The organism is Fluviirhizobium alvei (genome assembly GCF_030551875.1).
GTDB lineage: Bacteria > Pseudomonadota > Alphaproteobacteria > Rhizobiales > Rhizobiaceae > Rhizobium_E > Rhizobium_E alvei.
In genome coordinates, this window is the sequence record NZ_JAUOZU010000023.1 from 1 (window position 1) to 23,337 (window position 23,337).

The 23,337-nt window shown below is 59.1% G+C and carries 24 protein-coding genes; 18 read left to right on the forward strand and 6 right to left on the reverse strand.

Annotation, left to right across the window (positions count from 1 at the left end; translation table 11 throughout):
* Positions 1 to 258: 258 nt before the first annotated feature.
* Positions 259 to 1,437 carry a LysR family transcriptional regulator gene (locus Q4481_RS23185; RefSeq protein ID WP_304378800.1) on the reverse strand — a complete coding sequence of 393 codons (1,179 nt, stop codon included), beginning with the start codon at positions 1,435 to 1,437 and terminating at the stop codon, positions 259 to 261.
* Positions 1,434 to 2,309 carry a DUF1932 domain-containing protein gene (locus Q4481_RS23190; RefSeq protein WP_304378801.1) on the reverse strand — a complete coding sequence of 292 codons (876 nt, stop codon included), beginning with the start codon at positions 2,307 to 2,309 and terminating at the stop codon, positions 1,434 to 1,436. The genes Q4481_RS23185 and Q4481_RS23190 overlap by 4 nt, the downstream gene beginning before the upstream one ends.
* A gap of 160 nt (positions 2,310 to 2,469) precedes the next feature.
* Here Q4481_RS23190 and Q4481_RS23195 point away from each other — a divergent pair, with 160 nt between their 5' ends.
* From Q4481_RS23195 to Q4481_RS23210, 4 genes are read left to right on the forward strand one after another with little or no spacing between them, the layout of a single operon-like run.
* Positions 2,470 to 3,216 carry a PIG-L deacetylase family protein gene (locus Q4481_RS23195; protein WP_304378802.1) on the forward strand — a complete coding sequence of 249 codons (747 nt, stop codon included), beginning with the start codon at positions 2,470 to 2,472 and terminating at the stop codon, positions 3,214 to 3,216.
* 36 nt (positions 3,217 to 3,252) lie between these two features.
* Complete coding sequence (locus Q4481_RS23200; RefSeq protein ID WP_304378803.1) at positions 3,253 to 4,221, forward strand: VOC family protein; 969 nt, start codon at positions 3,253 to 3,255, stop codon at positions 4,219 to 4,221.
* A gap of 2 nt (positions 4,222 to 4,223) precedes the next feature.
* Positions 4,224 to 4,895, forward strand: a complete 672-nt coding sequence (locus tag Q4481_RS23205; protein WP_304378804.1) for a 4-carboxy-4-hydroxy-2-oxoadipate aldolase/oxaloacetate decarboxylase — start codon at positions 4,224 to 4,226, stop codon at positions 4,893 to 4,895.
* Positions 4,888 to 5,958 carry a 4-oxalomesaconate tautomerase gene (locus Q4481_RS23210; protein WP_304378805.1) on the forward strand — a complete coding sequence of 357 codons (1,071 nt, stop codon included), beginning with the start codon at positions 4,888 to 4,890 and terminating at the stop codon, positions 5,956 to 5,958. Before Q4481_RS23205 ends, Q4481_RS23210 begins: the two co-directional genes overlap by 8 nt.
* Before the next feature lie 309 nt (positions 5,959 to 6,267).
* Here Q4481_RS23210 and Q4481_RS23215 read toward each other — a convergent pair whose 3' ends face one another.
* Positions 6,268 to 6,711 (reverse strand): pseudoazurin, encoded by a 444-nt coding sequence (locus Q4481_RS23215; protein WP_304378853.1) that lies wholly within the window; start codon positions 6,709 to 6,711, stop codon positions 6,268 to 6,270.
* Between the two features lie 142 nt (positions 6,712 to 6,853).
* The gene (locus tag Q4481_RS23220; protein ID WP_304378806.1) at positions 6,854 to 7,009 is read right to left on the reverse strand and encodes a hypothetical protein; all 156 of its coding nucleotides are present in this window, start codon (positions 7,007 to 7,009) and stop codon (positions 6,854 to 6,856) included.
* 114 nt (positions 7,010 to 7,123) lie between these two features.
* On the opposite strand from Q4481_RS23220, the gene Q4481_RS23225 reads away from it, so the two are divergent.
* The 6 genes from Q4481_RS23225 to Q4481_RS23250 all read left to right on the forward strand — a co-directional run bounded on the left by Q4481_RS23225 (position 7,124) and on the right by Q4481_RS23250 (position 12,809).
* The gene (locus tag Q4481_RS23225; protein ID WP_304378807.1) at positions 7,124 to 7,669 is read left to right on the forward strand and encodes a cytochrome c oxidase subunit 3; all 546 of its coding nucleotides are present in this window, start codon (positions 7,124 to 7,126) and stop codon (positions 7,667 to 7,669) included.
* Between the two features lie 5 nt (positions 7,670 to 7,674).
* A complete protein-coding gene (locus Q4481_RS23230) occupies positions 7,675 to 7,959 on the forward strand; it encodes a cytochrome C oxidase subunit IV family protein (protein WP_304378808.1) in 285 nt (94 codons plus the stop codon).
* Positions 7,960 to 8,222: 263 nt separating this feature from the next.
* On the forward strand, positions 8,223 to 8,675 hold the full coding sequence (locus tag Q4481_RS23235) for a c-type cytochrome (protein WP_304378809.1): 453 nt from the start codon (positions 8,223 to 8,225) through the stop codon (positions 8,673 to 8,675).
* Positions 8,676 to 8,697: 22 nt separating this feature from the next.
* Positions 8,698 to 10,041 (forward strand): cbb3-type cytochrome c oxidase subunit I, encoded by a 1,344-nt coding sequence (locus tag Q4481_RS23240; RefSeq protein WP_304378810.1) that lies wholly within the window; start codon positions 8,698 to 8,700, stop codon positions 10,039 to 10,041.
* Positions 10,042 to 10,096: 55 nt separating this feature from the next.
* A complete protein-coding gene (locus tag Q4481_RS23245) occupies positions 10,097 to 10,909 on the forward strand; it encodes a CbbQ/NirQ/NorQ/GpvN family protein (RefSeq protein WP_304378811.1) in 813 nt (270 codons plus the stop codon).
* Between the two features lie 7 nt (positions 10,910 to 10,916).
* Positions 10,917 to 12,809: a nitric oxide reductase activation protein NorD gene (locus Q4481_RS23250; RefSeq protein WP_304378812.1), complete on the forward strand. Its 1,893-nt coding sequence runs from the start codon at positions 10,917 to 10,919 to the stop codon at positions 12,807 to 12,809.
* A 90-nt stretch (positions 12,810 to 12,899) separates the two neighbouring features.
* Here the strand turns inward: Q4481_RS23250 and hemN are convergent, their stop codons facing one another.
* Positions 12,900 to 14,249: an oxygen-independent coproporphyrinogen III oxidase gene (gene hemN, locus Q4481_RS23255; protein WP_304378813.1), complete on the reverse strand. Its 1,350-nt coding sequence runs from the start codon at positions 14,247 to 14,249 to the stop codon at positions 12,900 to 12,902.
* A 174-nt stretch (positions 14,250 to 14,423) separates the two neighbouring features.
* On the opposite strand from hemN, the gene Q4481_RS23260 reads away from it, so the two are divergent.
* The 4 genes from Q4481_RS23260 to Q4481_RS23275 all read left to right on the forward strand — a co-directional run bounded on the left by Q4481_RS23260 (position 14,424) and on the right by Q4481_RS23275 (position 16,865).
* A complete protein-coding gene (locus Q4481_RS23260) occupies positions 14,424 to 14,696 on the forward strand; it encodes a DUF2249 domain-containing protein (protein ID WP_304378814.1) in 273 nt (90 codons plus the stop codon).
* 91 nt (positions 14,697 to 14,787) lie between these two features.
* Positions 14,788 to 16,056: a hypothetical protein gene (locus tag Q4481_RS23265; protein ID WP_304378815.1), complete on the forward strand. Its 1,269-nt coding sequence runs from the start codon at positions 14,788 to 14,790 to the stop codon at positions 16,054 to 16,056.
* Between the two features lie 6 nt (positions 16,057 to 16,062).
* Positions 16,063 to 16,575: a DUF2249 domain-containing protein gene (locus tag Q4481_RS23270; RefSeq protein WP_304378816.1), complete on the forward strand. Its 513-nt coding sequence runs from the start codon at positions 16,063 to 16,065 to the stop codon at positions 16,573 to 16,575.
* Complete coding sequence (locus Q4481_RS23275) at positions 16,575 to 16,865, forward strand: metal-sulfur cluster assembly factor (RefSeq protein WP_304378817.1); 291 nt, start codon at positions 16,575 to 16,577, stop codon at positions 16,863 to 16,865. Before Q4481_RS23270 ends, Q4481_RS23275 begins: the two co-directional genes overlap by 1 nt.
* A 24-nt stretch (positions 16,866 to 16,889) precedes the next feature.
* Here Q4481_RS23275 and Q4481_RS23280 read toward each other — a convergent pair whose 3' ends face one another.
* On the reverse strand, positions 16,890 to 18,116 hold the full coding sequence (locus Q4481_RS23280; protein WP_304378818.1) for an NnrS family protein: 1,227 nt from the start codon (positions 18,114 to 18,116) through the stop codon (positions 16,890 to 16,892).
* Positions 18,117 to 18,301: 185 nt separating this feature from the next.
* Between Q4481_RS23280 and nirK the strand changes: the two genes are divergently transcribed.
* From nirK to Q4481_RS23300, 4 genes are all read left to right on the forward strand, one after another.
* The gene (gene nirK, locus Q4481_RS23285) at positions 18,302 to 19,438 is read left to right on the forward strand and encodes a copper-containing nitrite reductase (protein ID WP_304378819.1); all 1,137 of its coding nucleotides are present in this window, start codon (positions 18,302 to 18,304) and stop codon (positions 19,436 to 19,438) included.
* A 68-nt stretch (positions 19,439 to 19,506) separates the two neighbouring features.
* Entirely contained in the window at positions 19,507 to 20,406 is a 900-nt protein-coding gene (locus Q4481_RS23290) for an SUMF1/EgtB/PvdO family nonheme iron enzyme (RefSeq protein WP_304378820.1), read from the forward strand.
* Positions 20,407 to 20,494: 88 nt separating this feature from the next.
* A complete protein-coding gene (locus Q4481_RS23295; RefSeq protein ID WP_304378821.1) occupies positions 20,495 to 21,190 on the forward strand; it encodes a Crp/Fnr family transcriptional regulator in 696 nt (231 codons plus the stop codon).
* Between the two features lie 291 nt (positions 21,191 to 21,481).
* Positions 21,482 to 23,329 carry a methyl-accepting chemotaxis protein gene (locus Q4481_RS23300; RefSeq protein WP_304378822.1) on the forward strand — a complete coding sequence of 616 codons (1,848 nt, stop codon included), beginning with the start codon at positions 21,482 to 21,484 and terminating at the stop codon, positions 23,327 to 23,329.
* Positions 23,330 to 23,337: the final 8 nt, after the last annotated feature.

A 23,337-nucleotide genomic window follows, 5' to 3' on the forward strand; every position in this document is an offset into this window, starting at 1 on the left:
TGGGCGTCCTGCGCAATCCGATCGAAGCGGAATAGGGCGGCGCGGATATTCGAAGATGTCCGGAGGATAACGCAATCAGCTGCAATCATCGGCGCTCGGTGGAATCCCGGTGGCGACGGCAGGAGGCTCGAGAGAGCTGTTGTTGAACGTCACGGAAAACCGACGCCGATGGCGCATTGATCGTTCCTGCGGACTCTTGCCTTCGCAATTGGTTCAGCAACAATTCGAAGGCGAGCTGTTACCATTCGTTTTCGCTATTCAGAACGAAGGGCCGGCGACCTCTGCCAGAAAATCCAGCATCAGTTTCTGCGCGGTGGTGGGCAGCCAGTGCTGACGCATCGTAATGCCGATCGGGCGCAAAAGATGATCGGTGGGGAAGCGGAGATTGACAAGAAGGCCATGATCGCAATCCCGCTCGGATTGGTGGCGCGATATGCAGCCGAGATGCTGGCGATCCTCAAGCAGTTCACGCATCAGCAGAAGCGAACCGGATTCGATAATACGGACGGGAGGCTTTCTGTCACTTGAAACGAACAGTGTCTCGAACTGCGCGCGGGTTGGGGTGCCGCTTCTCGGCACGACCCAGGGATAGGCGAGCAGGTCTTCAACGGAAAGATCATCCCGTTTTGCCAGCGGATGATCCGGCCCGGCGATCAGCGCTAGCCGATCGTCGAACAGGCGCTGCTGCAGCACATCGCCGATCGGGGCGGGTTCGCGCAGGGCTCCGATGAGGAAATCGATCGACCCGCGCCTGAGCCCAGCGAGCAATTCGTCATAGGGGCCGTCGAGAATGCTGACGGGGTAGGTGGGTTTCAGCTGCCGGAACCGGCTGAGCGCGCGCGGCAACAGCGCGGAACGCGAGAGCGGCATGGCACCGATCACGACCCTGCCAGCCTCGCCGCCATTGAACTCAGCGAGTTCGGCATCGACCTGATCCAGTTCATAAATGGTCAGCCTCGCCGCCTGGATCAGCCCTTCGCAAGGCCGGGTTGGCAGGATGCCGAACGAGGTGCGTTCGAAGAGCCTCCGTCCGGCGTCCTGCTCGACCTGGGTGACGGCACGATGCACCGTCGGCTGGGCCAGTCCGAGCCGACGTGCCGCAAGCGTGAAATTCTCGCTCTCGCCGACCGCGATCAGCGCCTGCAGTTGCGCGTAACTGAGGGTGAGCTTGAGCCGCGGTGCGATATCGCCAAGGACGGGGTCGAGCAAGGAAAAGGCGCTTCGGATCCGCTGGTGCAGGACCGATCCCCTTTGCGTCAGGAAGAAGCCGTGCGAAGTCCGGTCGAACAGGGGGCCGCCCGTCTCTCGTTCCAGCTTGCCGATGGCCTGGGTCACGGCGGGTTGCGAGAGGTTGAAGACTGCGGATGCGGCCGTCAGGGTTTTCAGCTCGGCAACGGCCACGAAGAGACGAAGATGGCGTAGGTTGCGCGTTATCATAATGCCGAAAGCACCCTGTCGGCTCTCTCGGCAAAGATGTCCTCTCCCGGAGCAAGGTCAAGCTGCGAGAGATGGCGCTGCCAGGTGACCGTGCCCGAACTGATCCAGTCCGGCAATCCGAGATCTCTCAGCGTGGTGCAGACTTCCTCCATTTCGGCGGCACGGCGGGCACCATGGACCAGCATCCTTTCTAGATTGTAGGTGCCGCGCCGGCGCCAGTCGATGCCCGGATCGGATGCCTGCAATGAAGCGATGACCGCATCGTCAACACCGGCGCGGCGGGCTGCCAGCAGACATTCGCTGGTGAGCGCCTCAAGGCCTTTGATCATGACCGAGCGCAGCATCTTGATCATCGATGCGTCGCCGACGCGCGCTCCGGCGATTGTGGGCTCCATACCGAGTCTGATCAGCAGGTCGGCAGCGCTGTCGGCTTGGGCGCCGGAAAGCAGGATCGGCACCTGATGGCGTTTCGGATAGACGGGCGCCATGATTGCCATGTCAGTATAGACACCACCTGCGGCTTCGATGATCCGTGCGGCTTCGGTCTTTGTCCCGGGAGCACAGGAGTTGCCATCGAGCCAGATTGCTCCCGGTCTGAGGAAGGGCGCGCAGGCGCTCGCCGCCGACAATGCCTGATCTGCCGTGACCAGCGAAAAGACCAGCATCGCATTCTCGAGCGCAAGCGCGGGCGTGGCACAAGCGACGACACCGTTCTGCCGGCAGCGATCGATAATGAGGTCGCTCGTCGAAGGAGCCTCGATGCCCCGATCATAGGCCGCAAGAGGCATGGAGCGGTCATGCGTCCAGGAGCCGGAGATAGCATGGGCCGCTTCGCCGAAACCCACGAATCCGATTGGGGGTAGGTCGCTCATGTTCCTGATCCTTCGTTTGTTCGGCAGATGTCGGAACATTGGCAGATCTGCGGCATAGATTCCATTCGCTATAGCTTGAACTTATAGTTTGGAGCGACCTTTCGATTTGATCTCCAGAGGGGGCGGGCGCATCCCTTGGAACAGACATCAGGAGGTTCCAATGACCAAGGATAATGTTGCGGCCAAGACCGCACTCGTCATCAGCGCGCACGCAGCCGATTTCGTCTGGCGCTGCGGCGGCGCCATCGCCCTGCATGCGGCAATGGGCTACAGGGTGACAGTCGTTTGCCTGTCGTTCGGTGAACGCGGCGAATCCGCCAAGTTGTGGAAACAACCTGGCATGACCCTCGACAGGGTGAAGGCGGCGCGGCGCGCGGAGGCCGAGAAGGCGGCCGCGGCGCTCGGTGTCCACGATTTGATCAGCTTCGATCTCGGCGACTATCCGCTGCGCCTCACCGATGAGGACAAGTACCGTCTCGTCGACGTGATCCGCGATGTACAGCCCGCCTTCATGATGAGCCACTCACAGTATGATCCCTACAACACCGATCACATGTACGCGACGCAGGTGGCGCTCGAAACCCGCATGATCGCCCAGGCCTGGGGTCACAATCCCGGCCAGAAGGTGCTCGGTGCCCCGCAACTCTATCTCTTCGAGCCGCACCAGACCGAACAGATGGGCTGGAAACCCGATGTCTTCCTCGACATCACCTCGGTCTGGGATCGGAAGCGCGCCGCCATCGAATGCATGGAGGGGCAGGAACATCTGTGGGAATTCTATACCCGTGTTGCGGAAAACCGCGCCAACCATTTCATGCGCAACTCCGGCGGCCAGTCGGGCGGGCGCGCCGCAAAATATGCGGAAGGCTTTCAGTCCGTGTTCCCGCGCACCGTTGACGAACTCTGATCGCCGCCCGTTTCACGGTCAAGGAGGAGAGACCGAATGTCCAGACCGACCAATCCATCCTTCGATATCGCCCATCTGGCGCATGTCGAAATGCTGACCGACAGGTTCGACGAGAGCCTCGATTTCTTCACGCGTGTCTACGGGTTGAAACTGTCCGGTCAGGACGAGACGTCTGCCTATCTGCGCGCCTGGGACGATTATGAATATTGCACCCTCAAGCTGACACGTGCCGACCGCACCGGTGTTGGTCACATTGCCTATCGGGCCTCGAGCCCGGAAGCGCTCGAGCGGCGCGCCGAGATCATCGAAGCCTCTGATTTCAAGATCCATGGCTGGAATGATGGCGACCAGAGCCATGGCCGGGCCTTCCGCTTCGAAGACCCGTTTGGTCACGTCTTCGAGATCTATTGGGAGACGAACTGGTATGCGCCCCAGGATATGGCTGAACAGGCTGCTCTCAAGAATACCGCGTCGGCTTTTACAGGGGCTGCTCCCCGCCGACTCGATCACCTCAATCTTCTGAGTTCCGACGTTCGCGAGTTCCGCCGTTTCATGGAAACCTGCCTCGGCGCCCGTGTGACGGAACTGATCCAGCTCGACAATGGCCGCATCGGCGGCTGCTGGTTCACGATCAACAACAAGACCTACGATCTCGCCTGCACCGAGGAACATGGCGGCGGCGTCGGTCGGCTGCACCATGTGACCTACGCGACCGACCAGCGGGAGGATATCCTGCGGGCCGCGGATATCTTCCTGCAGAACGGCGTTCATATCGAAACCGGCCCGCATAAGCATGCGATCCAGGGCACCTTCTTCCTCTATGTCTGGGAGCCGGCCGGCAATCGTGTCGAGCTCGCCAATTCCGGTGCGAGGCTCATCCTTGCACCTGACTGGCAGCCGGTCGTGTGGACCGAAGCCGAACGAAAGAAGGGACAGGCTTGGGGGCTGAAGACGATCGAGAGTTTTCATACCCATGGCACACCGCCGGTAAAGAAGGAGCATTGACCATGGCTGTCGTGGTTCAGAACATCGAAAGGGTTTCGCAAGCGATCATTGACAGGCTGGCCGCCGCAGGCGTTGCGACCGTCCATGAAGCACAGGGTCGCAAGGGCATGCTGGCAAGCCATATGCGACCGATCTATTCCGGCGCACAGATCGCCGGTTCCGCGATTACAATTTCGGCCCCTCCGGGCGACAACTGGATGCTGCATGTGGCGATCGAACAGGTGATTGACGGCGATATTCTTGTACTGGCGCCGACAAGCCCTTGCGATAACGGCTATTTCGGCGATCTGCTCGCGACTTCGGCAATGGCGCGGGGCTGCCGCGGTCTCGTCATCGATGCCGGTGTGCGCGATATCCGCGATCTGACCGCGATGGGGTTTCCGGTCTGGTCGAAGGCAATCTCCGCTCAGGGAACGGTCAAGGAGACGCTCGGCTCCGTCAACGTGCCGGTTGTCTGCGCCGGCGCCCTCATCGAAGCTGGCGATGTGATCGTCGCTGACGATGACGGCGTCTGCGTGGTCAAGCGCAGCGAGGCGGAAACGGTTGCCGCGGCTGCAGAAAAGCGTCTTGCCAACGAGGAAGCCAAGCGCAAGCGGCTCGCTGCGGGCGAACTCGGGCTCGATATCTATGACATGCGGGGCACTCTGGCCGCCAAGGGTCTGAAATATGTCTGACGAGGGGATCCGCTGCCTCTGGATGCGTGGAGGCACGTCGAAAGGCGCCTATTTCCTGAAGGCGGATCTGCCCGCCGACCCGGCGGACCGGGATGATCTGTTACTCCGGATCATGGGTTCTCCCGATCCGCGGCAGATCGACGGGATCGGCGGAGCAGATCCGCTTACCTCGAAGGTGGCGGTGCTTTCGCCTTCGAGCCGTGCGGATGCCGATATCGATTATCTCTTCCTGCAGGTGTTCGTCGATCAGGCTCTGGTCAGCGATGCGCAGGGCTGCGGCAACATTCTCGCCGGCGTCGGTCCGGCAGCGATCGAGCGCGGTCTGGTGCCGGTTGCCGGCGACGAGACGACCGTTCGGATCCACATGGTCAATACGGGCGAGGTGGCACTTGCGCGGGTGAAGACGCCGGGCGGTCGTGTTTCTTATAGCGGATCGATGGAGATCGCAGGCGTCCCCGGCAGTCATGCGGCAGTGCCGCTTCTGTTCATGAATATTGCGGGCTCGATGTGCGGCGCGCTGCTGCCGACCGGAAATCCCGTCGACATCATCGACGGCCATGAGGTCACGCTGATCGATAACGGCATGCCCTGCGTAATTCTCAAGGCATCCGATTTCGCTCTGACCGGTCAGGAAAGCCGCGAGGAGATCGAGGCAAACGAAGCGCTCAAAGCCAAGATCGAGGCGATCCGGCTCAAGGCGGGGCCGATGATGAATCTCGGTGATGTGACGACGGCATCGGTGCCGAAAATGACGCTGGTGTCTCCGGCCACCGGTGATGGGATCCTATCGACCCGCAGCTTCATTCCCCACCGCGTCCATGCCTCGATCGGCGTGTTCGCGGCGATCACGGTTGCGACCGCGACCCGGCTCGGACATGGGCCGGCGGCAATACCCAATCAGCCCGGCGACGGGCGATACCGGATCGAGCATCCAATCGGCACGATGGAGGTTTTCCTCGATATCGGCGAAGACGGGACAATCAGAGGCGCAGGCTCGGTCAGGACCGCACGCAAACTGTTCGATGGTCTCGTCTTTCCTCGGGATCGCGCCAGTAGAGCCTAAAGGGTGAAGAAAACTTATCCACCGGCCTGTCGCAAATTTCGTTTTGAAGATGTCCAGAGGCCCGTCTTCACGACGTTCCCCGGCAATACTATTCGAGAGCCCAATTAAATGCCGCAACGTCGAAAACTAGTAACGCACCGAGGCCGTCGGCATCGTCTCAAATGACAATACCGACGTGTGCCGGGTCAGTGCGCGGCGGCTCGAGCACAATGATGAAGGGGTCTCGACCGTCAGTTGATCCGCGCCACTTCCATGAGGAAGGTAACTTGGTCGCCGAAGCTGGAACCGCAACGAGATACGATTTCAGGCTCAATTACCGGATGCTGCGATGTCCGCGTCGAGACGTTCGCGGGCCTTTTTCGGCAGCTTGGCGGTCTTGATAGATTCGAGATTGGCGGGCTTGTCGCCCACGACGACCAGCGCAACCATGCCCATGCCCAAATGCGGGGCGCATTTGATAACGTAGGCACCTTCGGTGCTGAAGGTGATCTTGACGGTTTCGTTCATTTTTCCCTTGAAGGCCTCGGCGCCCTCGGGGATGAGATCCTTGATGGTTTCGGCATTGTGGGATTTGTCAGTCGGCAAAAAGGTAACGCTATCCCCCACGGCGATCTTCGAAAGACCCGGTTCGAACACCATCGCGCCGTCCTTGCCCTTGTTCAGCATATGGACTTCGAAATCGGCGGCGGTCGCCTGAGAGGCGGCGGCCAAGGCCATGGCGATGTAGACTGTGGTTCTGATAAGATTTTTCATAGGTTTGCTCCATGTCTGGGCTTTGGTTTTCCAATGAGGCTTACTGTAGAGCAACATGTCATCGTCTCTTTGTTGGTGCGCAAATATCTCGTCGATTCCGTTGGAAGCGCGTTGGAGGGCCAATTGTAGCATTCCGGTCTCGTCACTGCTGAACATAAAGGATCGTCGCGATGAGGCAGGCTGCACTGACAGCGATGATTGTGCTGTATCCCTGCAAGACGCCCATCCGGTGCAGCAGAATCGAAAAGCCGACGATGATGGGGGCTGCAACAACAAGCCCGATCTGTGCGTCCGTCATGACATGATCTCCTTTTCTCCATTCTTAGCGATCCGGTATCCATGGTCTTTGTTCCGGCGCAAAGAACGCCGGTCGTAGGCGGGATTACAGTCCCGGCAAATGGAGACCGGACAAATGGTAGCTTTGGATGACGATGCGAGACCTGACGAAGGCAGCGGAGACCTTGTGCTCTGGATACTGGTATGGAGCGAACTGGCCGCCTTCGGGTTGCTTCTGTCGGGCTTCCTCATCATGTCCTTCCTGCATCCGGACAGTTTCTCCTTGGCGAAGCTGCATCTTGATGGGCGCCTGGCAAGTTTGAACACGCTTGTCCTGATCACCAGCGGCTGGCTGGCGGCCGAAGCGGCCAGAGCGCGGACGGAGAAACTGGGAAGGTTTGCACTGATTGGCGCCTCCCTGCTCGGTTTCGCCTTCCTGGGGATCAAGTTCGTGGAATATCAGGCCGAATGGCGGTTCCTCGGCGATGCGACGCTGCAACCGTTCTTCGAACTCTACTTCCTCATCACCGGCTTTCATCTTGCGCATGTGGCCTTCCTTGCTCTCATCATGCTGCTTATTGCCCGCAAGCCGGAACAAACGAATGTGACGCTGGTGACCACGATCTGGCATGTGATCGACATCGTCTGGCTCGTCATTTTCCCCATCGTCTATCTGGGATGAAACCGATGCAGAAACAGAAACAAGTATGGCTCATGGGTGCGGCTTCCCTGACGATGCTCGCTGCAGTCAGTGCCGGTCTGATTGCCGCGCAGTGGAAACATGAAGCGATACCTTTTGCAGCATTTGGTGTCGTTCTGCTTCTCACTCTGGTCAAGTCGAGATGGGTCGTCATGGACTTCATGGGCCTGCGCGGCAAGCGACCCGGACTCGCCTCAGCCCTCGTTGCCTGGGTCGGCTTCTTCGCTCTTGCCGCATCGGCGAAATCGGCTTTGGCCCTGTTGGTCGGATAGGTCGCAACGGTTAAACCAGCGACCGGAAACGCTAAGAAAACCAAGCACCTTTGATCGGAAACCCGGGAAACCGCCTTGCCGGAAAGTCGTCGTCGGCGCGGTCCTTCCTTGTCTTCCGCCAAGGCCGGGACGGCCAGTCACAGCTGAAATTGTTTGCATTTACGCAAAGAAGCTCCCGGCGAATTCGGGCATCCCTGCTGCCTGAGGCAAGTCGATGACCTGCCCAATGAACAGAGCCCATTTCGGGGCGTGAGGGACACCTTATGTCGGAGCATTTAACCAAAACCGGGGCACGCAACGTCTTTTATGGCGGGTCTGCCTTCTTCTTCGCGATCTTCATCGCGCTCACCGCACACAGCCATTATTACGAGCTGACCACATCCACCGATGTGAAGACGCTCACCGACTCCGTCGAACGCGGCAAGCGCGTCTGGGAGCGGAATGCCTGCATCAATTGCCACACACTTCTGGGGGAGGGCGCCTATTTTGCGCCGGAACTCGGCAATGTCTGGACACGCATGGGCGGCGATGAGGATGTCGAATCGACCCGAGAGACGTTCAAGGCCTGGATGGCGGCGCAACCTTCGGGAATCGAGGGTCGCCGTCAGATGCCGCAGTTCCATCTGACGGATCAGGAAGTCAACGATCTCGCCGATTTCCTGCGCTGGACCAGCAAGATCAAGACACAGAACTGGCCGCCGAACGAAGCCGGCTGACCTCACCGGAAGGATAAGGACCATGAAATATCAAACCCAGAAGGTCGCGATGCTGTATTTCTACGGCGCCCTCGGCCTCTTCGTCGCCCAGGTTTTGTTCGGGGTGCTTGCCGGCACGATCTATGTGCTGCCAAACACGCTTTCGGACCTGCTGCCCTTCAACATTGTGCGGATGATCCATACCAATGCATTGATCGTCTGGCTCCTCATGGGCTTCATGGGGACCACCTACTATCTCCTGCCAGAAGAAGCGGAAACGGAACTCTACAGCACCAGGATCGCCATCGCCCAGTTCTGGCTGTTTCTCGTTGCAGCCGCAGCGGCCGTTGTCGGCTATCTCTTCCACTATCATGAAGGCCGCGAATTCCTTGAACAGCCTTTCGCCATCAAGGTCGGCATCGTGATCGTGGCCCTGATGTTCCTCTACAACATCACTCTGACCGTGCTCAAAGGTCGCAAGACGGTGGTCACGAACATTCTGATCTTCGGTCTCTGGGGTGTCGCCATCTTTTTCCTGTTCGCCTTCTACAATCCCGCCAATCTGGCACTCGACAAGATGTACTGGTGGTTCGTCGTCCATCTATGGGTTGAAGGCGTCTGGGAACTGATCATGGCATCGGTGCTGGCCTTTCTGATGATCAAGCTCAACGGCATCGATCGCGAAGTGGTCGAAAAATGGCTTTACGTCATCGTTGGCCTGGCACTCTTTTCGGGCATTCTCGGGACCGGACATCATTTCTACTGGATCGGTGCTCCCGGCTACTGGCAGTGGATCGGTTCGATTTTTTCCACGCTCGAAGTCGCGCCTTTCTTCACCATGGTGGTCTTCACCTTCGTGATGACCTGGAAGGCCGGTCGCAAACATCCCAACCGCGCCGCCATTCTCTGGTCGATCGGTTGTTCGGTGATGGCTTTCTTCGGGGCCGGCGTCTGGGGTTTCCTGCATACGCTATCCTCGGTGAACTACTACACCCACGGAACCCAGGTGACGGCGGCGCACGGACATCTGGCCTTCTTCGGGGCCTATGTGATGCTCAATCTTGCCGCCATGGCCTATGCAGTTCCCGAAATCCGCGGACGTGCCCCCTATAACCAATGGCTGTCGATGATCAGCTTCTGGATGATGTGCACTGCCATGTCGGTGATGACCTTTGCCCTGACCTTTGCCGGCGTCCTGCAGGTTCACCTTCAGCGGGTTCTGGGCCAGGGCTACATGGACGTTCAGGACCAACTCGCCATTTTCTACTGGATCCGGCTTGGTTCGGGCGTGTTCGTGCTCATCTCCACCCTGATGTTTCTCTGGGCTCTCTTCGTGCCGGGTAAGGAGCGCATGCCCAACGTTCGCTCCCTGCAGGCGGCCGAGTGAGCCAGCGAGGCCCCGTGGCGGCGGGGCCTCGCCCCTTTAACTGGAGACAAGTTTCATGACCAAACTGACAAACAGATGCGAACAGGTTTCGCTCGACATTCCGCCCTACATCCCGAGCGGTGAAGAATGCCGGCTGTTCGAGATGGCCTGGATGCGTCAGCTTCCTTTGCTGCTCAAGGGGCCGACAGGCTGCGGGAAAACCCGGTTCGTTTCCCATATGGCGGCCAGGCTTGGCCTGCCGCTTTCTACCGTATCCTGCCATGACGATCTCGCGGCGGCCGACCTTACGGGTCGCTACCTGCTCAAGGGCGGTGATACGGTTTGGGTCGACGGACCGCTGACACGGGCTGTGCGCGACGGTGGCGTCTGTTACCTGGATGAGGTCGTGGAGGCGCGCAAGGACGTTGCCGTCGTCCTGCATCCGTTGACCGACGACCGACGCATCCTGCCGCTTGATCGCACAGGCGAGGAAATCGCCGCACCGCCGGGCTTCATGCTCGTCGTTTCCTACAATCCCGGCTACCAGAACATACTCAAGGCCCTGAAACCTTCCACAAAGCAGCGTTTTGTCTCCATCGAGTTCGATTTTCTGCCGAAAGCGCAGGAGATCGCTGTCGTGTCGGTCGAAAGCGGACTGGACGAGGCGCGTGTAGCGCCGCTGGTGGACCTTGCCCGGCGCCTGCGCAGCCTGAGAGGCCATGACATCGAAGAGGGTGTCTCGACCCGACTTCTGGTCTACTGCGCATGCCTCATCGATAGCGGCATGAGCGTGAAGGATGCCGTTCGTGCCGCGATGATCGAGCCCCTGACCGACGATCCGGATGTCAAGACAGCGTTGGTCGAAGTGGCAAACGCCGTGATTGCCTGAGGTTGCCATGTTCGAATTCCTGGAACTGGAAGAGACAGTCGGCAAACTCTGGCACCGGCTCGTCGGAAGAACGGCGAGCCTGCCAAGCCATCCGGAGCACGGTGTCGCCTTCGAAGAAGTCAAACCGTACCTGCCGGTCTGCTTTCGCGGCTTCGGAGGCGAGCCCGTGGCGCAGGTGGGGCCGGCCCATGTCAAGGTTACCAGGCACAGGCTGCGCTTGCGGCAGCTTGTTGGTCTCGGCGAGGAACGGACCGCATGGGCGAGCCGGGACGATGGTTCGGTGTTGCTTCCGCCTGGTATCGACCTTTTTGCGGATCGTGCACTGAACCACGATCTCTATCTTTGGCTAACCGCCTATCTGGCGGTCATGGAGAGAGCGCCCTCAACGGAACGTGATCCGCTTGTGGCAGATATCAAACAACTCGAAATGGCCGGAAACAACGTTGCCGCAGTGCTACGGCAGTTCCCCGGTCTTGCGCCACGATATCGCTCGCTCTGCAAGGCAATGCTCGAGACGCGGCATCGTGGCATGCTCCCTCCGGTCGAGCGGCTTGTCGAAAACCGGATAATCGGACTTCTGAGGCTTGGAGCCGGCCTTTCCAACAGTACCCCACCTTCCATCCTGCCGTGGATTGCGCCGCCCGGTTACCTGCCGATGCTGGTTGTTCCGCTCTGGCCGCATTTTGCGCTGCGCCAAGAAATCATACCGACCGAAAGGGAGGAGGGTGATGCGGCGGCCAACGCCTGCGTTAACGAGGGGCAGGGGCATTTTCAAGCTGAGCGTGATGCGGCGCGAAGCACAGATCGTAGTCCCTTCATCCTCAATCGTTTCGAGAAGATCCTCGCCATGGCGGAGATGGTCAATGTGGATCGCCCCACCGACGACCAGGACGACGCCAACAAGGATGCGGCAAAGGATCTCGATGAGATCAGACTCGGGCAACGGAAGGAGCGCCCGTCCTCGAAGTTCCGGTTTGATCTCGATCTGCCGCCGGAAGCTGCTGACATGGCCGGTCTTGAAGGTGAGAGCCTCTATCCCGAATGGAACTATCGCAAGGGGGCGTATATGCCCGCCTACTGCCGGATTATCAGCGGTAAGGTTCCGGTCGAAGCCGAACCACATGTGCAAGCCGACGAGGAAGCCGCTCTGATCCGCAAGGTGCGCAAACAGTTCGAGGTTCTGCGGCCGCGCAACGAGGTCTTGCGCGCCCAACTCGACGGTGACGAGCTTGACCTCGACGCGGTCGTGCGGATGCGCGCTGACCTTGCCGCCGGCGGCGACGGAACCGATCGCATCCATCTGGCCTCGCGGCCACTCGGCCATGACCTTGCCGTTAGCATTCTGGTGGATGTGTCGCTGTCAACCGATGCCTGGATCGACAATCATCGTGTGCTGGATGTCGAAAAACAGGCGCTTCTGGTGCTGGCAAACGGGCTTTCGGCGGCAGGCACCCATCATTCGATCCTGACTTTCACGTCGAGACGCCGCGCCTGGGTCCGGATCGAAACGGTCAAGACCTTTGGCGAGGCTTTGACCGCCGATGTCGAACGCCGCATCGCATCGCTCAAGCCAGGCTACTATACCCGCATGGGAGCGGCCATTCGACATGCTTCGGCAGACCTCGCCAGACAGCCCAACAAGACAAAATTGCTGCTGGTTCTGACTGATGGCAAACCCAATGATATCGACCATTATGAAGGTCGCTTTGCGCTTGAGGATTCGCGTAAAGCCGTGGTGGAGGCGCGCCGCGCCGGTCAGGCGGTTTTCGCCGTTACGGTGGACAGGGACGCAAAGTCCTACCTGCCGATGATGTTCGGCCAGAGCGGATTTGCAGTCGTCGGCGATATCGCCAGGCTGCCGCGTTCCTTGCCAGCGATTTATCGGGCATTGACCCGCTGATACCGTGAAAAGGAGATCATATGGCCTTCGCCGGATCGAAGGCCATATGACTGCGGGCCTCGTGCTCCCTCTCTCTTTACGCTTTGCCGATCAGGCCGCCTGGCTGAAGGTGCGGCCGCTGTTTCCGAGATAGGCGTCAAAGGCGGCTGCGACGGCGCGAACGAGGAAGCGATGTTCGCCGCAAAGTGTCACCTTTCCCGCTTCGATGGTGATGATCCCATCGGCTTGCATTGTCCGCAAAGTGTCGTTTGAATCGAGGAGCGGCTCTGGTGGAAAACCATACTGTTGTGCGATAGTAGGCACATCGACGGAAAAGTCGCACATCAACCGCTCGATCAACTGGCTGCGCATCAGATCCTCTCTGGTGAAGCGATAGCCTTTGGCGGTAGGCAAGCTGCCTTCGGCAATCCGCTTTGCATAGAGCCCCGGCGCCACTGCATTCTGTACATATCCGTGGCTGAGCTTGCCGATCGCTGAAGCGCCAAGACCGAGAAGATTGTCGCATTGGTCCGTCGTATAGCCCTGAAAGTTGCGACGAAGCGTTCCGCCTATGGCTGCAAGCGCCAATTCGTCATCCGGGAGAGCGAAATGGTCGATGCCGATCCGCAGATATCCGGCCGAAACGAGAGCGGCAGCGATCGCTTCCGCCTGTTCGATCCGTTCAGAGGCCCCCGGCAGGACGGTCTCGTCGATCAGGCGCTGATGCTTCTTGAAGGAGGGAATATGCGCATATCCGAAGACCGACAAACGGTCCGGACGCATCACGAGCGCTGTTTTGACCGTCGCAATGCAGGACGAAACAGTCTGGTGCGGCAAGCCATAGATGAGATCGAAATTGATCCGCGCGATTCCCTCGGCACGAAGCTGGCGCACGCAATTGTCCGTCTGTTCGGCGGACTGGATGCGGTTGATCGCTTTCTGGACCACCGGATCGAAACTCTGAACGCCGAGGCTCGCTCGCCGGACACCTGACATGCCGAGAGCCGATGCCATGTCCGTCGAAAGCGTGCGTGGATCGATCTCGACCGAGATGTTGGCCTCGCGATGGACGCCGAACCGTTGTCGCAAATGCCCGACCAATGCCGAAAACTCGTCCGGCTTGATGATGGTTGGCGTGCCCCCGCCAAAATGAATGTCGCGGATATCGAGCACAGTTGGCGCCCGGTCTGCGACGAGATCGACTTCCCGGTGCAGGACATCGAGGTAATCGAGGATCGGTCGATCGCGCTCGGTAATGGTGGTATGGCAGCCGCAATACCAGCACATGGATCGACAGAAGGGGATATGCAAATAGAGCGAGGTGGTGCCGAAGCCAGTCTGCTGCAACCAGTCGGCATAGTGCATCGCACCGATCGCATCGGAAAACTGCGGCGCTGTGGGGTAACTCGTGTAGCGGGGCAGGCGGGCATCGCCATATGTTGCAACCATATTTTTGGACATTGGGAGATCCTCTTGTGATCCCGCAAGCCTAGCGATCACCGAGCAATCGTCTTTGCATTTGCACAAACGCGAGCCATTTCGTCATTCTTTGTTCCGCAACAAAGTACGGGCGTCGCGTTTCTCCTAGCCTGCACCCTCGGCATTTTGCCTGACATCTGCGCAAGAGGAGAAACCATGCTCAACCTTGAAGAAACGCGGGAAGTCGATGTTCGTCTCATTCCTCCAAACCAGCGGCATCCGACGATCTTCGGCATGCTGACAGCACTGGCACCGGGTGCTGCAATGCATGTCACCAGCGATCATGATCCGCGGCCGCTCCATTATCAAATCGAGACGCGCTGGCCCGACGAATTCTTGTGGGTCTATCTCGCTAATGGTCCGGAGGTCTGGAAGGTCCAGATCAGGCGCGCTGACAGTGCCGGCTGTGATTGCTGCTGCGGCCACTAGAGCAGAAGCCATGCAAAGCGCGCCGATTTCTCGATGGTCGATAACCTATTTTGCGGTATCGCTTGCCTTCCTGCTCGCGGGAACGGGAACGATGGCAGCAGGTTTCGGTCTTCCGATCCCAGCGATCGGTGCTCCGGTCACGCTGGCTGTGGTGCACATGCTGGCTATCGGTTGGTTGGGCCTGCTTTTTGGCGGTGCGCTTTTGCAGTTCGTTCCCGTCCTGACGGCGAGCCGGCTTCGGATGCGCCGGGTTGCGGGGCCCTCTCTCGTTCTGATCGTGTGCGGATTATTGATGCTGCTCGTCGGCTTCCTGTCTCTCGACGACGCGATCGAACTTCATCCGGGCCTATTGCCCGCCGGTGGCACGATACTGGGCGCCGGCCTCGGTCTTCTCGTTCTCTGTCTTTCCTTTACCCTCCTGTCGCAAAAAAGGTTCGGCCTGACGGTTGCTCTCCTCATCATGGGTCTTGTCGGCCTGCTTGTTGCAGTCCTGAGCGGTATGACCTTCACGGCGCTTCTTTCGGGTTACCTCGCCTGGGATGGGGCGATTGCCGCGCTTTCAAGCCTGGTGCCTCTTCACGCCGCGTTCGGTCTTCTCGGCTGGATGACATTGACCGCCATTGGTGTCAGCTATCGCTTGCTGGCCATGTTCATGATCGCGCCGGAGGAAGACGCACAATCGAAGGCGCTGATTGCCACAGCGATCCTGTCCTTGTCCCTGCTTATCCTGGCCGTAGTGCTGTCACTTGCCGGCTCTCGCTGGCAAATGGTTGCCGATGTTGCGGCCCTGTGCCTCGGCGTGCTTCTGCTTGCTTTTTATGGCCATGATGTCTGGTGCATGGTCAAGGCGAGGCGGCGAAAGGCCCTTGAGCTCAACACGATCGGTAGCCTTGTTGCAATCGGATTTCTGCTGGTGGCCATTTCCATTCTCATCGTCGATGCGCTTCGGGATGATGGTTCCCAACTCGGCCCGACCGCTTTTTACCTGTTGGGTATGGGGTGGCTGACGGGTCTCGGTCTGTCGCAACTCTTCAAGATCATTCCCTTTCTCACCTGGCTGGAAGCCTATGGTCCTGTCATGGGTCGCAGCCCGGTTCCAAGGGTCCAGGATCTCGTTGATCCCCACCGGTTCGGCCTCTGGTTCTGGCTCTTCTATCTGGCTGTCGGCCTCGGCGCGTCGGCATTGCTGCTGGAGAACCCGGACCTTTTCCAGCTTGCGTGTGCTATCCAGTTCGTCAGCATCGCTGCCCTGTGCCTGCAGTTTGCAAGGGCCCGCCTTCTTCACTACGTTCCTGAGGAACTCCGTAGGCCGCCGGGCATGATCCGGCCAAACCTGATCTTCGCATCCACGAAGGAGTAAGCCATCATGGCAATAGAATTCAAAGAACTCGATGTCCGCGAGATGCTGGCGACCGGTATCGAACCCTTTCCCGCAATCATGTCGGCAACCGATGAGCTGCGGCCGGGACAGGGCCTGCTGTTGATCGCGCCCTTTCAACCGAAGCCCCTCTATTCCGTTATGGAGCGCAAGGGCTTTCGTCATGAGGTGACCGCACTCGACACTGGCGATTTCGAGGTGCGTTTCCGGCCAGTTGCCGCAGAGATCGTCACCTCGTCAAATGTCAGTGAAGACGATGACTGGCCCGAGCCTTCGCGCTCGTTCGATCTCACCGAACTCGAACCGCCGCAGCCGATGGTACGCATTCTCGGCGAACTCGAGACAATGGGAGCGGGCGAGGTGTTGTTTGTCGTTCTCGCGCGCGAACCGGTGTTCCTGTTCCCCGAATTGACCAGGCGGGGACACAAATGGGCAGGAAACTACGACAAGAGCGGAGAGGCCTTCCGCCTTCTCATCAAGAGAGGCATGGAGCCAAAGTGATGGCCGATCTGCAACGGATGGGCAGAGAAGCCGAAATCGTGCACGCCCTTCGTGGCGTCATCGATCCGGAAATCGGCCTGAATGTCGTCGATGTCGGCCTGATCTATAGCATCGATCTGAATGCCGATGGTCTGGCGATCATCCGCATGACCACCACTACACGAGGCTGCCCAGCCGCTGGCGTCCTGCAAGAGGCCATCCGGCTGCGAGCGCTCGAGACCGGTGTAACCGATGTGCGGGTCGAACTCACCTACGACCCGCCCTGGTCTCCGGACCGCATGAAGGGCTGAAGCGGCCCGAGGTCGCCTCCAACCTCACCCGGTTCGGGCCGCGGGCTTTCGGCGTAGCACCAGCATGGGGCCATATTCTATGAGATAGAGCGCAAAGGCGCCGATCCACAATGCAGCGGCAGCCGAATAGATCATCATCGCATGTTCCGGTAGCAGGCCAGCGGCGGGCCGGATGACCGCGCACAAAAAGATTGCGACATAACTCAGGCAGGTGACAGGCGAAGCGGACAGTTCGCGTCCGGTATGTCCACGGGTCGCGCGCGTCATCACGGCCAACATCATGGAGGCGATCGTACCCACCGTCAGAACATGCAGGGTCGCGTTGGCATCGCTGAGAGTGAGGGCTGAAGCAGCTATCGCGATCAAGCCCGCCGGGATAAACCCATAAGCGATGTGAAGAACGAGCAGCAGCGGTTCCCCGGCGGTGTTCCAGCCGCGCCAGCGCAACAGCCTGATGAGGTTGAGGAGTGCTGCAGCCATTGAAAAGCCTGCGGTCGTCAAACTGTCTGGCAAAAGGACGAACAAGCCGAGAGCCGGAACAGTCGACAGAATGCAAAGAACGTCAAACTGATTGTACGGCACCGGAAAATCCGTCCGTCCAGTCTTTTTGAGCCAGTTGCGAGTAAAACTCGGTATCATCCGGCCACCGACGATCACGATCATCATCGTCAGGGCCGCCAGCGCCAGCCGTTCGGCATCCGCTGCATTTCCAAAAAGAACCGTCTGGACGTGAAAGAGGATGTTGGCGAGCGCCAATGCTCCGAGACCTCCCACTACTTTCAGGTCGCCCCACTTTCTCCCCGCAATGATTTCTCGAACGCAGACAATCTGCATCACCGGCAGGAACAGGCTGTCGATGATCATCGATGGCAGCAGCCCAATCGCATCCGGCTCCACGAGGACAAGACGGCCAGCGAACCAAAGAAGGAAAAGCACCATAAGGGGAGGGCCGGACACGGGCAGCCTGCCGGTCCAGTTCGGAACGGCCGTGAGGAGAAAGCCGGCGACGATCGCTGCACTGAAGCCGAACAGCATCTCGTGCGCATGCCAGGCGAAGGCGCCATAGCTGCCGCCGATTTGCAAGAGTCCCGAAAGCGTTGAAATCCAGAACGTCATGGCAAGGACGGCCCAAAGGGCGCCGGCCAGAAAGAACGGTCGAAAGCCGTATGAAAAGAGAACGGACCCGGTTGCTGACAGTCCACGCGGGATGCCGCCGGGCCGGCGACGGGATGGGGCGATCGGTGCACTCATGGAATTCTCCTTTCAAAGAAGAGACCAGAGTAGGAAGCCCAGCGATGGCGTCTTTGCTCAAACGCAAGCTGGAAGGCCGCCAATGTCCTACAACCTTGTTCTGGAACAAAGATCGAAATTGGCTTTCTCACTAGGGTCTTCCTCGAAGGGATCGGGAACGCCCGATCCAAGCCAGGAGAAGTCCGATGAGCAATGAAATGAAGATGACACGACGCTCGATTCTCGCTGGAGCCGCATTTGCCGGGGCCATGGCCCCGCTGGTCGTGGCTTCGGTCGCCAGCGCAACGGAGGAAGTCGGCGAGGCCAAGGTCGCCCAGACCGATATCGCCAGTCTCGAACGCGTCAAGCTCGAACTGGTCAAACCGCCATTCGTCCATCCCCATGCCCAGAAGGCTGAAGGTGCACCCAAGATCTATGAAGTGACCCTCACCATTCAGGAGAAGAAGATCATCGTCGATGACGAAGGCACCGAAGTCCATGCGATGACTTTCGATGGTTCGGTCCCGGGTCCCATGATCGTTGTGCATCAGAACGACTATGTCGAACTCACGCTCGTCAATCCGGAAACCAACGAACTGCAACATAATATCGATTTTCATTCGGCAACCGGGGCGCTCGGCGGTGGTGCGCTGACGGTCGTCAATCCCGGCGAAAAGGCTGTCATCCGTTTCAAGGCAACGAAGGCCGGCGTGTTCGTCTACCACTGCGCACCTCCGGGCATGGTTCCCTGGCACGTCACATCGGGCATGAATGGTGCCATCATGGTGCTGCCACGCGACGGGCTGAAGGACCACAAGGGCAACGATCTCGTCTATGACCGGGTCTACTATGTCGGCGAACAGGATTTCTATGTGCCGCGGGATGCCGCCGGTACCTACAAGAAGTATGAAAGCGCAGGCGATGCCTATGGCGATGTCCTTGAGGTCATGAAGACGCTCACGCCGAGCCATATCGTTTTTAACGGCGCGGTCGGGGCTCTGACGGGTGAAAATGCGCTCAAGGCCAAGGTTGGCGAGAAAGTGCTGATCCTGCATTCGCAGGCCAATCGCGACACCCGTCCGCATCTCATCGGCGGCCATGGTGATTATGTGTGGGCGACTGGAAAATTCGCCAATGTGCCGGATCTCGACCAGGAGACCTGGTTCATTCCGGGAGGTGCTGCGGGCGCCGCCTTCTACACATTTCACCAGCCCGGCATCTATGCCTACGTGAACCACAACCTGATCGAGGCGTTTGAAAAGGGAGCTGCGGCCCATTTCAAGGTTGAGGGTGAATGGAACGACGATCTGATGACGGCGATTATAAGCCCGAACAATCATTGATGCCATTGGCTGGTCGCCGGATATCGTTCTGGCGGCCAGCCTTCGAACTCGAACAGGCGAGGGCGATCATGTCCGCCTCAAGCGCAAGAAAAACCTCCACCCTTTTGTCCATTCTGTTTCCCGCCATGATTGCTGTGGTTTGCGGGATCGGGATCTCCGGCCAACTGGGCTACTTCGAAACGGAAAAAACAGTCGGGGAAAGGGTTCCGGAAACGGTGACCATTCCTGCAGGTGTCGCGAAATTTCGTGACCATGGCGAGTTCTTCAAGAATGGATTTGCGATTGATGGACCGGTTGTCGAACGCTTGAACAGATCGCCGCTCACCATCATGAAATACCAGGTGACGGAGGGTGATTATGCGCGCTGTGTCGAAGCAGGCCGATGCACTACAGTGCTTGCCGCCCATCGACACGGCCAAGATTTCCCCGTTACTGGCGTAAACTTCAACGATGCCAGATCCTATGCAGATTGGTTGAGCGCCGAAACCGGCATCGTCTGGACATTGCCGACCCACGATCAGCTTGCAATCGCAGCCGGTTCGAAGTTTCCCGACGATGCGCTGGGCATCGACCCCGACAGCCGCAATCCCGCCCTTCGCTGGCTGGCGGACTATGATCGTGAGATCAGGCGCAAGAAAGAAAACGACACCACGCCAAAAATGAAGGGACATTTCGGCGAAAATGAATTTGGCCTGGCCGATTTTGCCGGCAACATATGGGAATGGACCACCACGTGTCAGCGTCGAATCGACATCGCTGGCGAAAGCCAGACGACGCAGGCGACCTGCGGCATCTACGTTACGATGGGGTTGCATCGCGCGCCGATGAGCGATTTCATCCGCGACCCGAAGACCGGTGGCTGCTCGGTCGGTGCGCCACCTGCCAATCTGGGATTCCGGCTGATCCGGGATGACCGCTGGTATGCAGACCTTCTGCGGCGACTGCGCGATCGCGGGATCATTTCCTGATGGATTTGCCAAATGTCAAGACAAGGCGGCTCCTTGTTGCTAGGGTCAACATTCAGTCAGGTTTCGATCGTGGCAAGCGGAGACGCAAATGAAAATCGACAAGAGCGTCGTGAAATCCTTCTCGATGTTCGAAAAAATGCCCGACGCGGATGTCGAGGCATTGCTGTCGCTTGCCGTTCCGAAACGGATTGGACCGGGTGAATCCTTTTTCGAACAGGGTGCGCCCGCTAGTCATTTCTTTCTTCTCATCAATGGTCGCCTCAAGGTCACCCAGGTGACCGCCGATGGACAGCAGATCATCGTTCGTGTCGTTCATCCGGGCGATCTGTTCGGTTTTGCGCGTGCATTGCGACGGCCGGATTATCCGGGGACGGCCATCGGAGTGATCGAGAGCCTGGCCCTGTGCTGGCCAACGGAACTCTGGCCGCAATTCATCGACCGGAGCCCACAGGTAGCGGTCAGCGCGCTCAACACGATCGGCCAGCGCCTTGAGGAGGCTCATACCCGGATCCGGGAAATGTCGACGCAGGAAGTCGAACGTCGCGTTGCCCATACCGTCATCCGCCTCAGCAAACAGGCGGGCAAGGTGGAGAACGGTGGCGTCCGGATTGATTTTCCGATTTCGCGGCAGGATATCGCAGAAATGACGGGAACCACCCTCCACACCGTCTCTCGTATCCTGAGCGCCTGGGAATCGAACGGGATTGTCGAGGGCGGCCGGCAGAAACTGCTGGTGAAGGATCTGCCGCGCCTGCAGGCGCTGGCCGACAGTCTGGGCAATTGAGGCGAAAGCCTGTCTCTTTTGCAGCAAGCTGCTTTTCGAGACGGTCAGTGCTTTTCTTTGTCGTGCCTGGACACTCGTTGCGAGGGAATGCTGGATCGTGTCCCGCCGAGCGCGTGACGCCGCTGTAAATCCAAATCGCACATTTCGAGAAAAGTCGGGCCTACCCCTGATCGCGCAGGGGTGTAACGGAAACTTTACAAATAATTGGCAAAAATTTTCACAAATGAGTCGATGTAATCGATGTGTGGAAATAATTTGCAGATTGCCCAATGGCAACCAAAAGGAGCTCGAATGAGACCGCTCTCCCTGAAATCGAAACTGATTGTCGCAATTGCCGCCCTGTTCCTTGCGAGCGCGAGTTCCAGTGTCGTCGGCTATCTCAAGACGACCGAAATCCTGACCAAGAATACCGAAGTGGCAAGCAAGTCGTTTCCGAACGTGCAGATCACCGAGGAAATCGCAGCTTCGCTGGGCGATGTGAAACTTGCCTACCTCAAGCATATTCTGGCCGTCGACGATGTCGGTCGCGAAAAGGCACTCGCGCAGATCGGCGCCACCAACGAGGTGTTCCAGAACAAGCTTGCAACCTACAAGGCGGCCGCCCAGACAGATGCCGAACGGGTGCTGATCGACAAGATCGTGAGCTCCTACAATGGCTTCCAGGAGATGGGCAGGGAAGTCATCGACTTCTCGGACAATGGCATGAAGGCGGCCGCATCGAAATATGCCGACGAGAAAATGATGCCGGCGGGTGCCGCGATTTCCGGTGCAGTCAACGAGATCATCGATCTGACGAAGACCAGTGCCGAAAACTCCTTTCAGCAGGCACGCCAATATGCGACCGAAGCGACAATCGTCTCCGTTGTGGCGGGTTTGCTCATGACGGTAATCGCGGTCGGCGCCATGGGGCTTGCCATCTTCGGAATTGCGCGACCGATCGGCCGCATCACCGAAGCGATGCGGCGGCTTGCGGATGGTCAAACCGACCTCGTCATTCCCTATGCCGGCAAGCATGACGAGATTGGCGCGATGGCGGGTTCGGTCGAGGTATTTCGTCAGGCGGCTCTGCGCAACCGGGAACTGGAGCGCGAGGCGGAGGAGGCCAGAAGCCGATCCGAAATCGAGCGCCAACTTGCAGAGCAGCATGCCGAGGCGGAAGCCGCCGAACGGCTCCAGAAGGCCACGGCCGGCCTCGCGGAAGGGCTCAAGCGGCTTGCCATGGGCGACATGGGCTTCAAGCTCGAGGAAGCCTTCTCGCCTGAATTCGAACCGCTGCGTCATGACTTCAACATCTCGATCACCCAGCTCGGCGCCACGCTTTCTGCGCTCATGGGCTCGATCACCGTGATCGACAGTTCGTCGCGGGAGATCTCTGGCGGCGCCAAGGATCTCTCCCAGCGCACCGAACATCAGGCCGCCTCGCTGGAGGAAACGGCTGCCGCGCTCGACCAGATTACGGTCAATGTCTCCAATTCCTCACGCCGGTCGGAGGAGGCGCAGAAGGTGGCCGTCGAAGCCAACCGCAGCGCCGAGGATTCCGCCCGTATCGTCAGCCATGCGGAAGAGGCGATGCGTCGCATCGAAGCCTCGTCCGACCAGATTTCCGGCATCATCGGCGTCATCGACGAGATTGCCTTTCAGACAAACCTTTTGGCACTGAATGCCGGCGTCGAGGCCGCGCGCGCCGGAGAGGCGGGCAAGGGCTTTGCCGTTGTCGCGCAGGAGGTGCGGGAACTGGCCCAACGGTCGGCCCGGGCGGCCAAGGAAATCAAGGGCCTGATCCAGAACTCGTCCAACGAGGTCAATGGCGGTGTGACGCTGGTACGCGATGCCGGGCAGGCGCTGGGAACGATCGTCTCCTTCATCGGTGAGATCAATCAGCATATGCATGCGATCGCAACCTCATCGCGCGAACAGGCGACAGGTCTTGCCGAGGTGAATGCGGCAGTCAACGGCATGGATCAGCTGACCCAGCAGAATGCATTCATGGTGCAGCAATCCCATGCCGCCTCGACCAGCCTGGCCGAGGAAGCCACCAAGCTCAGGGATCTTGTCGCGCGGTTCCGACTGCCGATGGAAGACAGCCGCGGCTTCCAATCCAATGCGCGGGTCAGGACCATGGAGCGGTTGGCAGGCTAACCCGAAAG

Excerpts from the sequence above, each read along its gene's own strand:
- Q4481_RS23185 (WP_304378800.1), bottom strand. The coding sequence starts at position 1,437 with ATGATAACGCGCAACCTACGCCATCTTCGTCTCTTCGTGGCCGTTGCC.
- Q4481_RS23190 (WP_304378801.1), bottom strand. The coding sequence starts at position 2,309 with ATGAGCGACCTACCCCCAATCGGATTCGTGGGTTTCGGCGAAGCGGCC.
- Q4481_RS23195 (WP_304378802.1), top strand. The coding sequence starts at position 2,470 with ATGACCAAGGATAATGTTGCGGCCAAGACCGCACTCGTCATCAGCGCG.
- Q4481_RS23200 (WP_304378803.1), top strand. The coding sequence starts at position 3,253 with ATGTCCAGACCGACCAATCCATCCTTCGATATCGCCCATCTGGCGCAT.
- Q4481_RS23205 (WP_304378804.1), top strand. The coding sequence starts at position 4,224 with ATGGCTGTCGTGGTTCAGAACATCGAAAGGGTTTCGCAAGCGATCATT.
- Q4481_RS23210 (WP_304378805.1), top strand. The coding sequence starts at position 4,888 with ATGTCTGACGAGGGGATCCGCTGCCTCTGGATGCGTGGAGGCACGTCG.
- Q4481_RS23215 (WP_304378853.1), bottom strand. The coding sequence starts at position 6,711 with ATGAAAAATCTTATCAGAACCACAGTCTACATCGCCATGGCCTTGGCC.
- Q4481_RS23220 (WP_304378806.1), bottom strand. The coding sequence starts at position 7,009 with ATGACGGACGCACAGATCGGGCTTGTTGTTGCAGCCCCCATCATCGTC.
- Q4481_RS23225 (WP_304378807.1), top strand. The coding sequence starts at position 7,124 with ATGGTAGCTTTGGATGACGATGCGAGACCTGACGAAGGCAGCGGAGAC.
- Q4481_RS23230 (WP_304378808.1), top strand. The coding sequence starts at position 7,675 with ATGCAGAAACAGAAACAAGTATGGCTCATGGGTGCGGCTTCCCTGACG.
- Q4481_RS23235 (WP_304378809.1), top strand. The coding sequence starts at position 8,223 with ATGTCGGAGCATTTAACCAAAACCGGGGCACGCAACGTCTTTTATGGC.
- Q4481_RS23240 (WP_304378810.1), top strand. The coding sequence starts at position 8,698 with ATGAAATATCAAACCCAGAAGGTCGCGATGCTGTATTTCTACGGCGCC.
- Q4481_RS23245 (WP_304378811.1), top strand. The coding sequence starts at position 10,097 with ATGACCAAACTGACAAACAGATGCGAACAGGTTTCGCTCGACATTCCG.
- Q4481_RS23250 (WP_304378812.1), top strand. The coding sequence starts at position 10,917 with ATGTTCGAATTCCTGGAACTGGAAGAGACAGTCGGCAAACTCTGGCAC.
- hemN (WP_304378813.1), bottom strand. The coding sequence starts at position 14,249 with ATGTCCAAAAATATGGTTGCAACATATGGCGATGCCCGCCTGCCCCGC.
- Q4481_RS23260 (WP_304378814.1), top strand. The coding sequence starts at position 14,424 with ATGCTCAACCTTGAAGAAACGCGGGAAGTCGATGTTCGTCTCATTCCT.
- Q4481_RS23265 (WP_304378815.1), top strand. The coding sequence starts at position 14,788 with ATGGCAGCAGGTTTCGGTCTTCCGATCCCAGCGATCGGTGCTCCGGTC.
- Q4481_RS23270 (WP_304378816.1), top strand. The coding sequence starts at position 16,063 with ATGGCAATAGAATTCAAAGAACTCGATGTCCGCGAGATGCTGGCGACC.
- Q4481_RS23275 (WP_304378817.1), top strand. The coding sequence starts at position 16,575 with ATGGCCGATCTGCAACGGATGGGCAGAGAAGCCGAAATCGTGCACGCC.
- Q4481_RS23280 (WP_304378818.1), bottom strand. The coding sequence starts at position 18,116 with ATGAGTGCACCGATCGCCCCATCCCGTCGCCGGCCCGGCGGCATCCCG.
- nirK (WP_304378819.1), top strand. The coding sequence starts at position 18,302 with ATGAGCAATGAAATGAAGATGACACGACGCTCGATTCTCGCTGGAGCC.
- Q4481_RS23290 (WP_304378820.1), top strand. The coding sequence starts at position 19,507 with ATGTCCGCCTCAAGCGCAAGAAAAACCTCCACCCTTTTGTCCATTCTG.
- Q4481_RS23295 (WP_304378821.1), top strand. The coding sequence starts at position 20,495 with ATGAAAATCGACAAGAGCGTCGTGAAATCCTTCTCGATGTTCGAAAAA.
- Q4481_RS23300 (WP_304378822.1), top strand. The coding sequence starts at position 21,482 with ATGAGACCGCTCTCCCTGAAATCGAAACTGATTGTCGCAATTGCCGCC.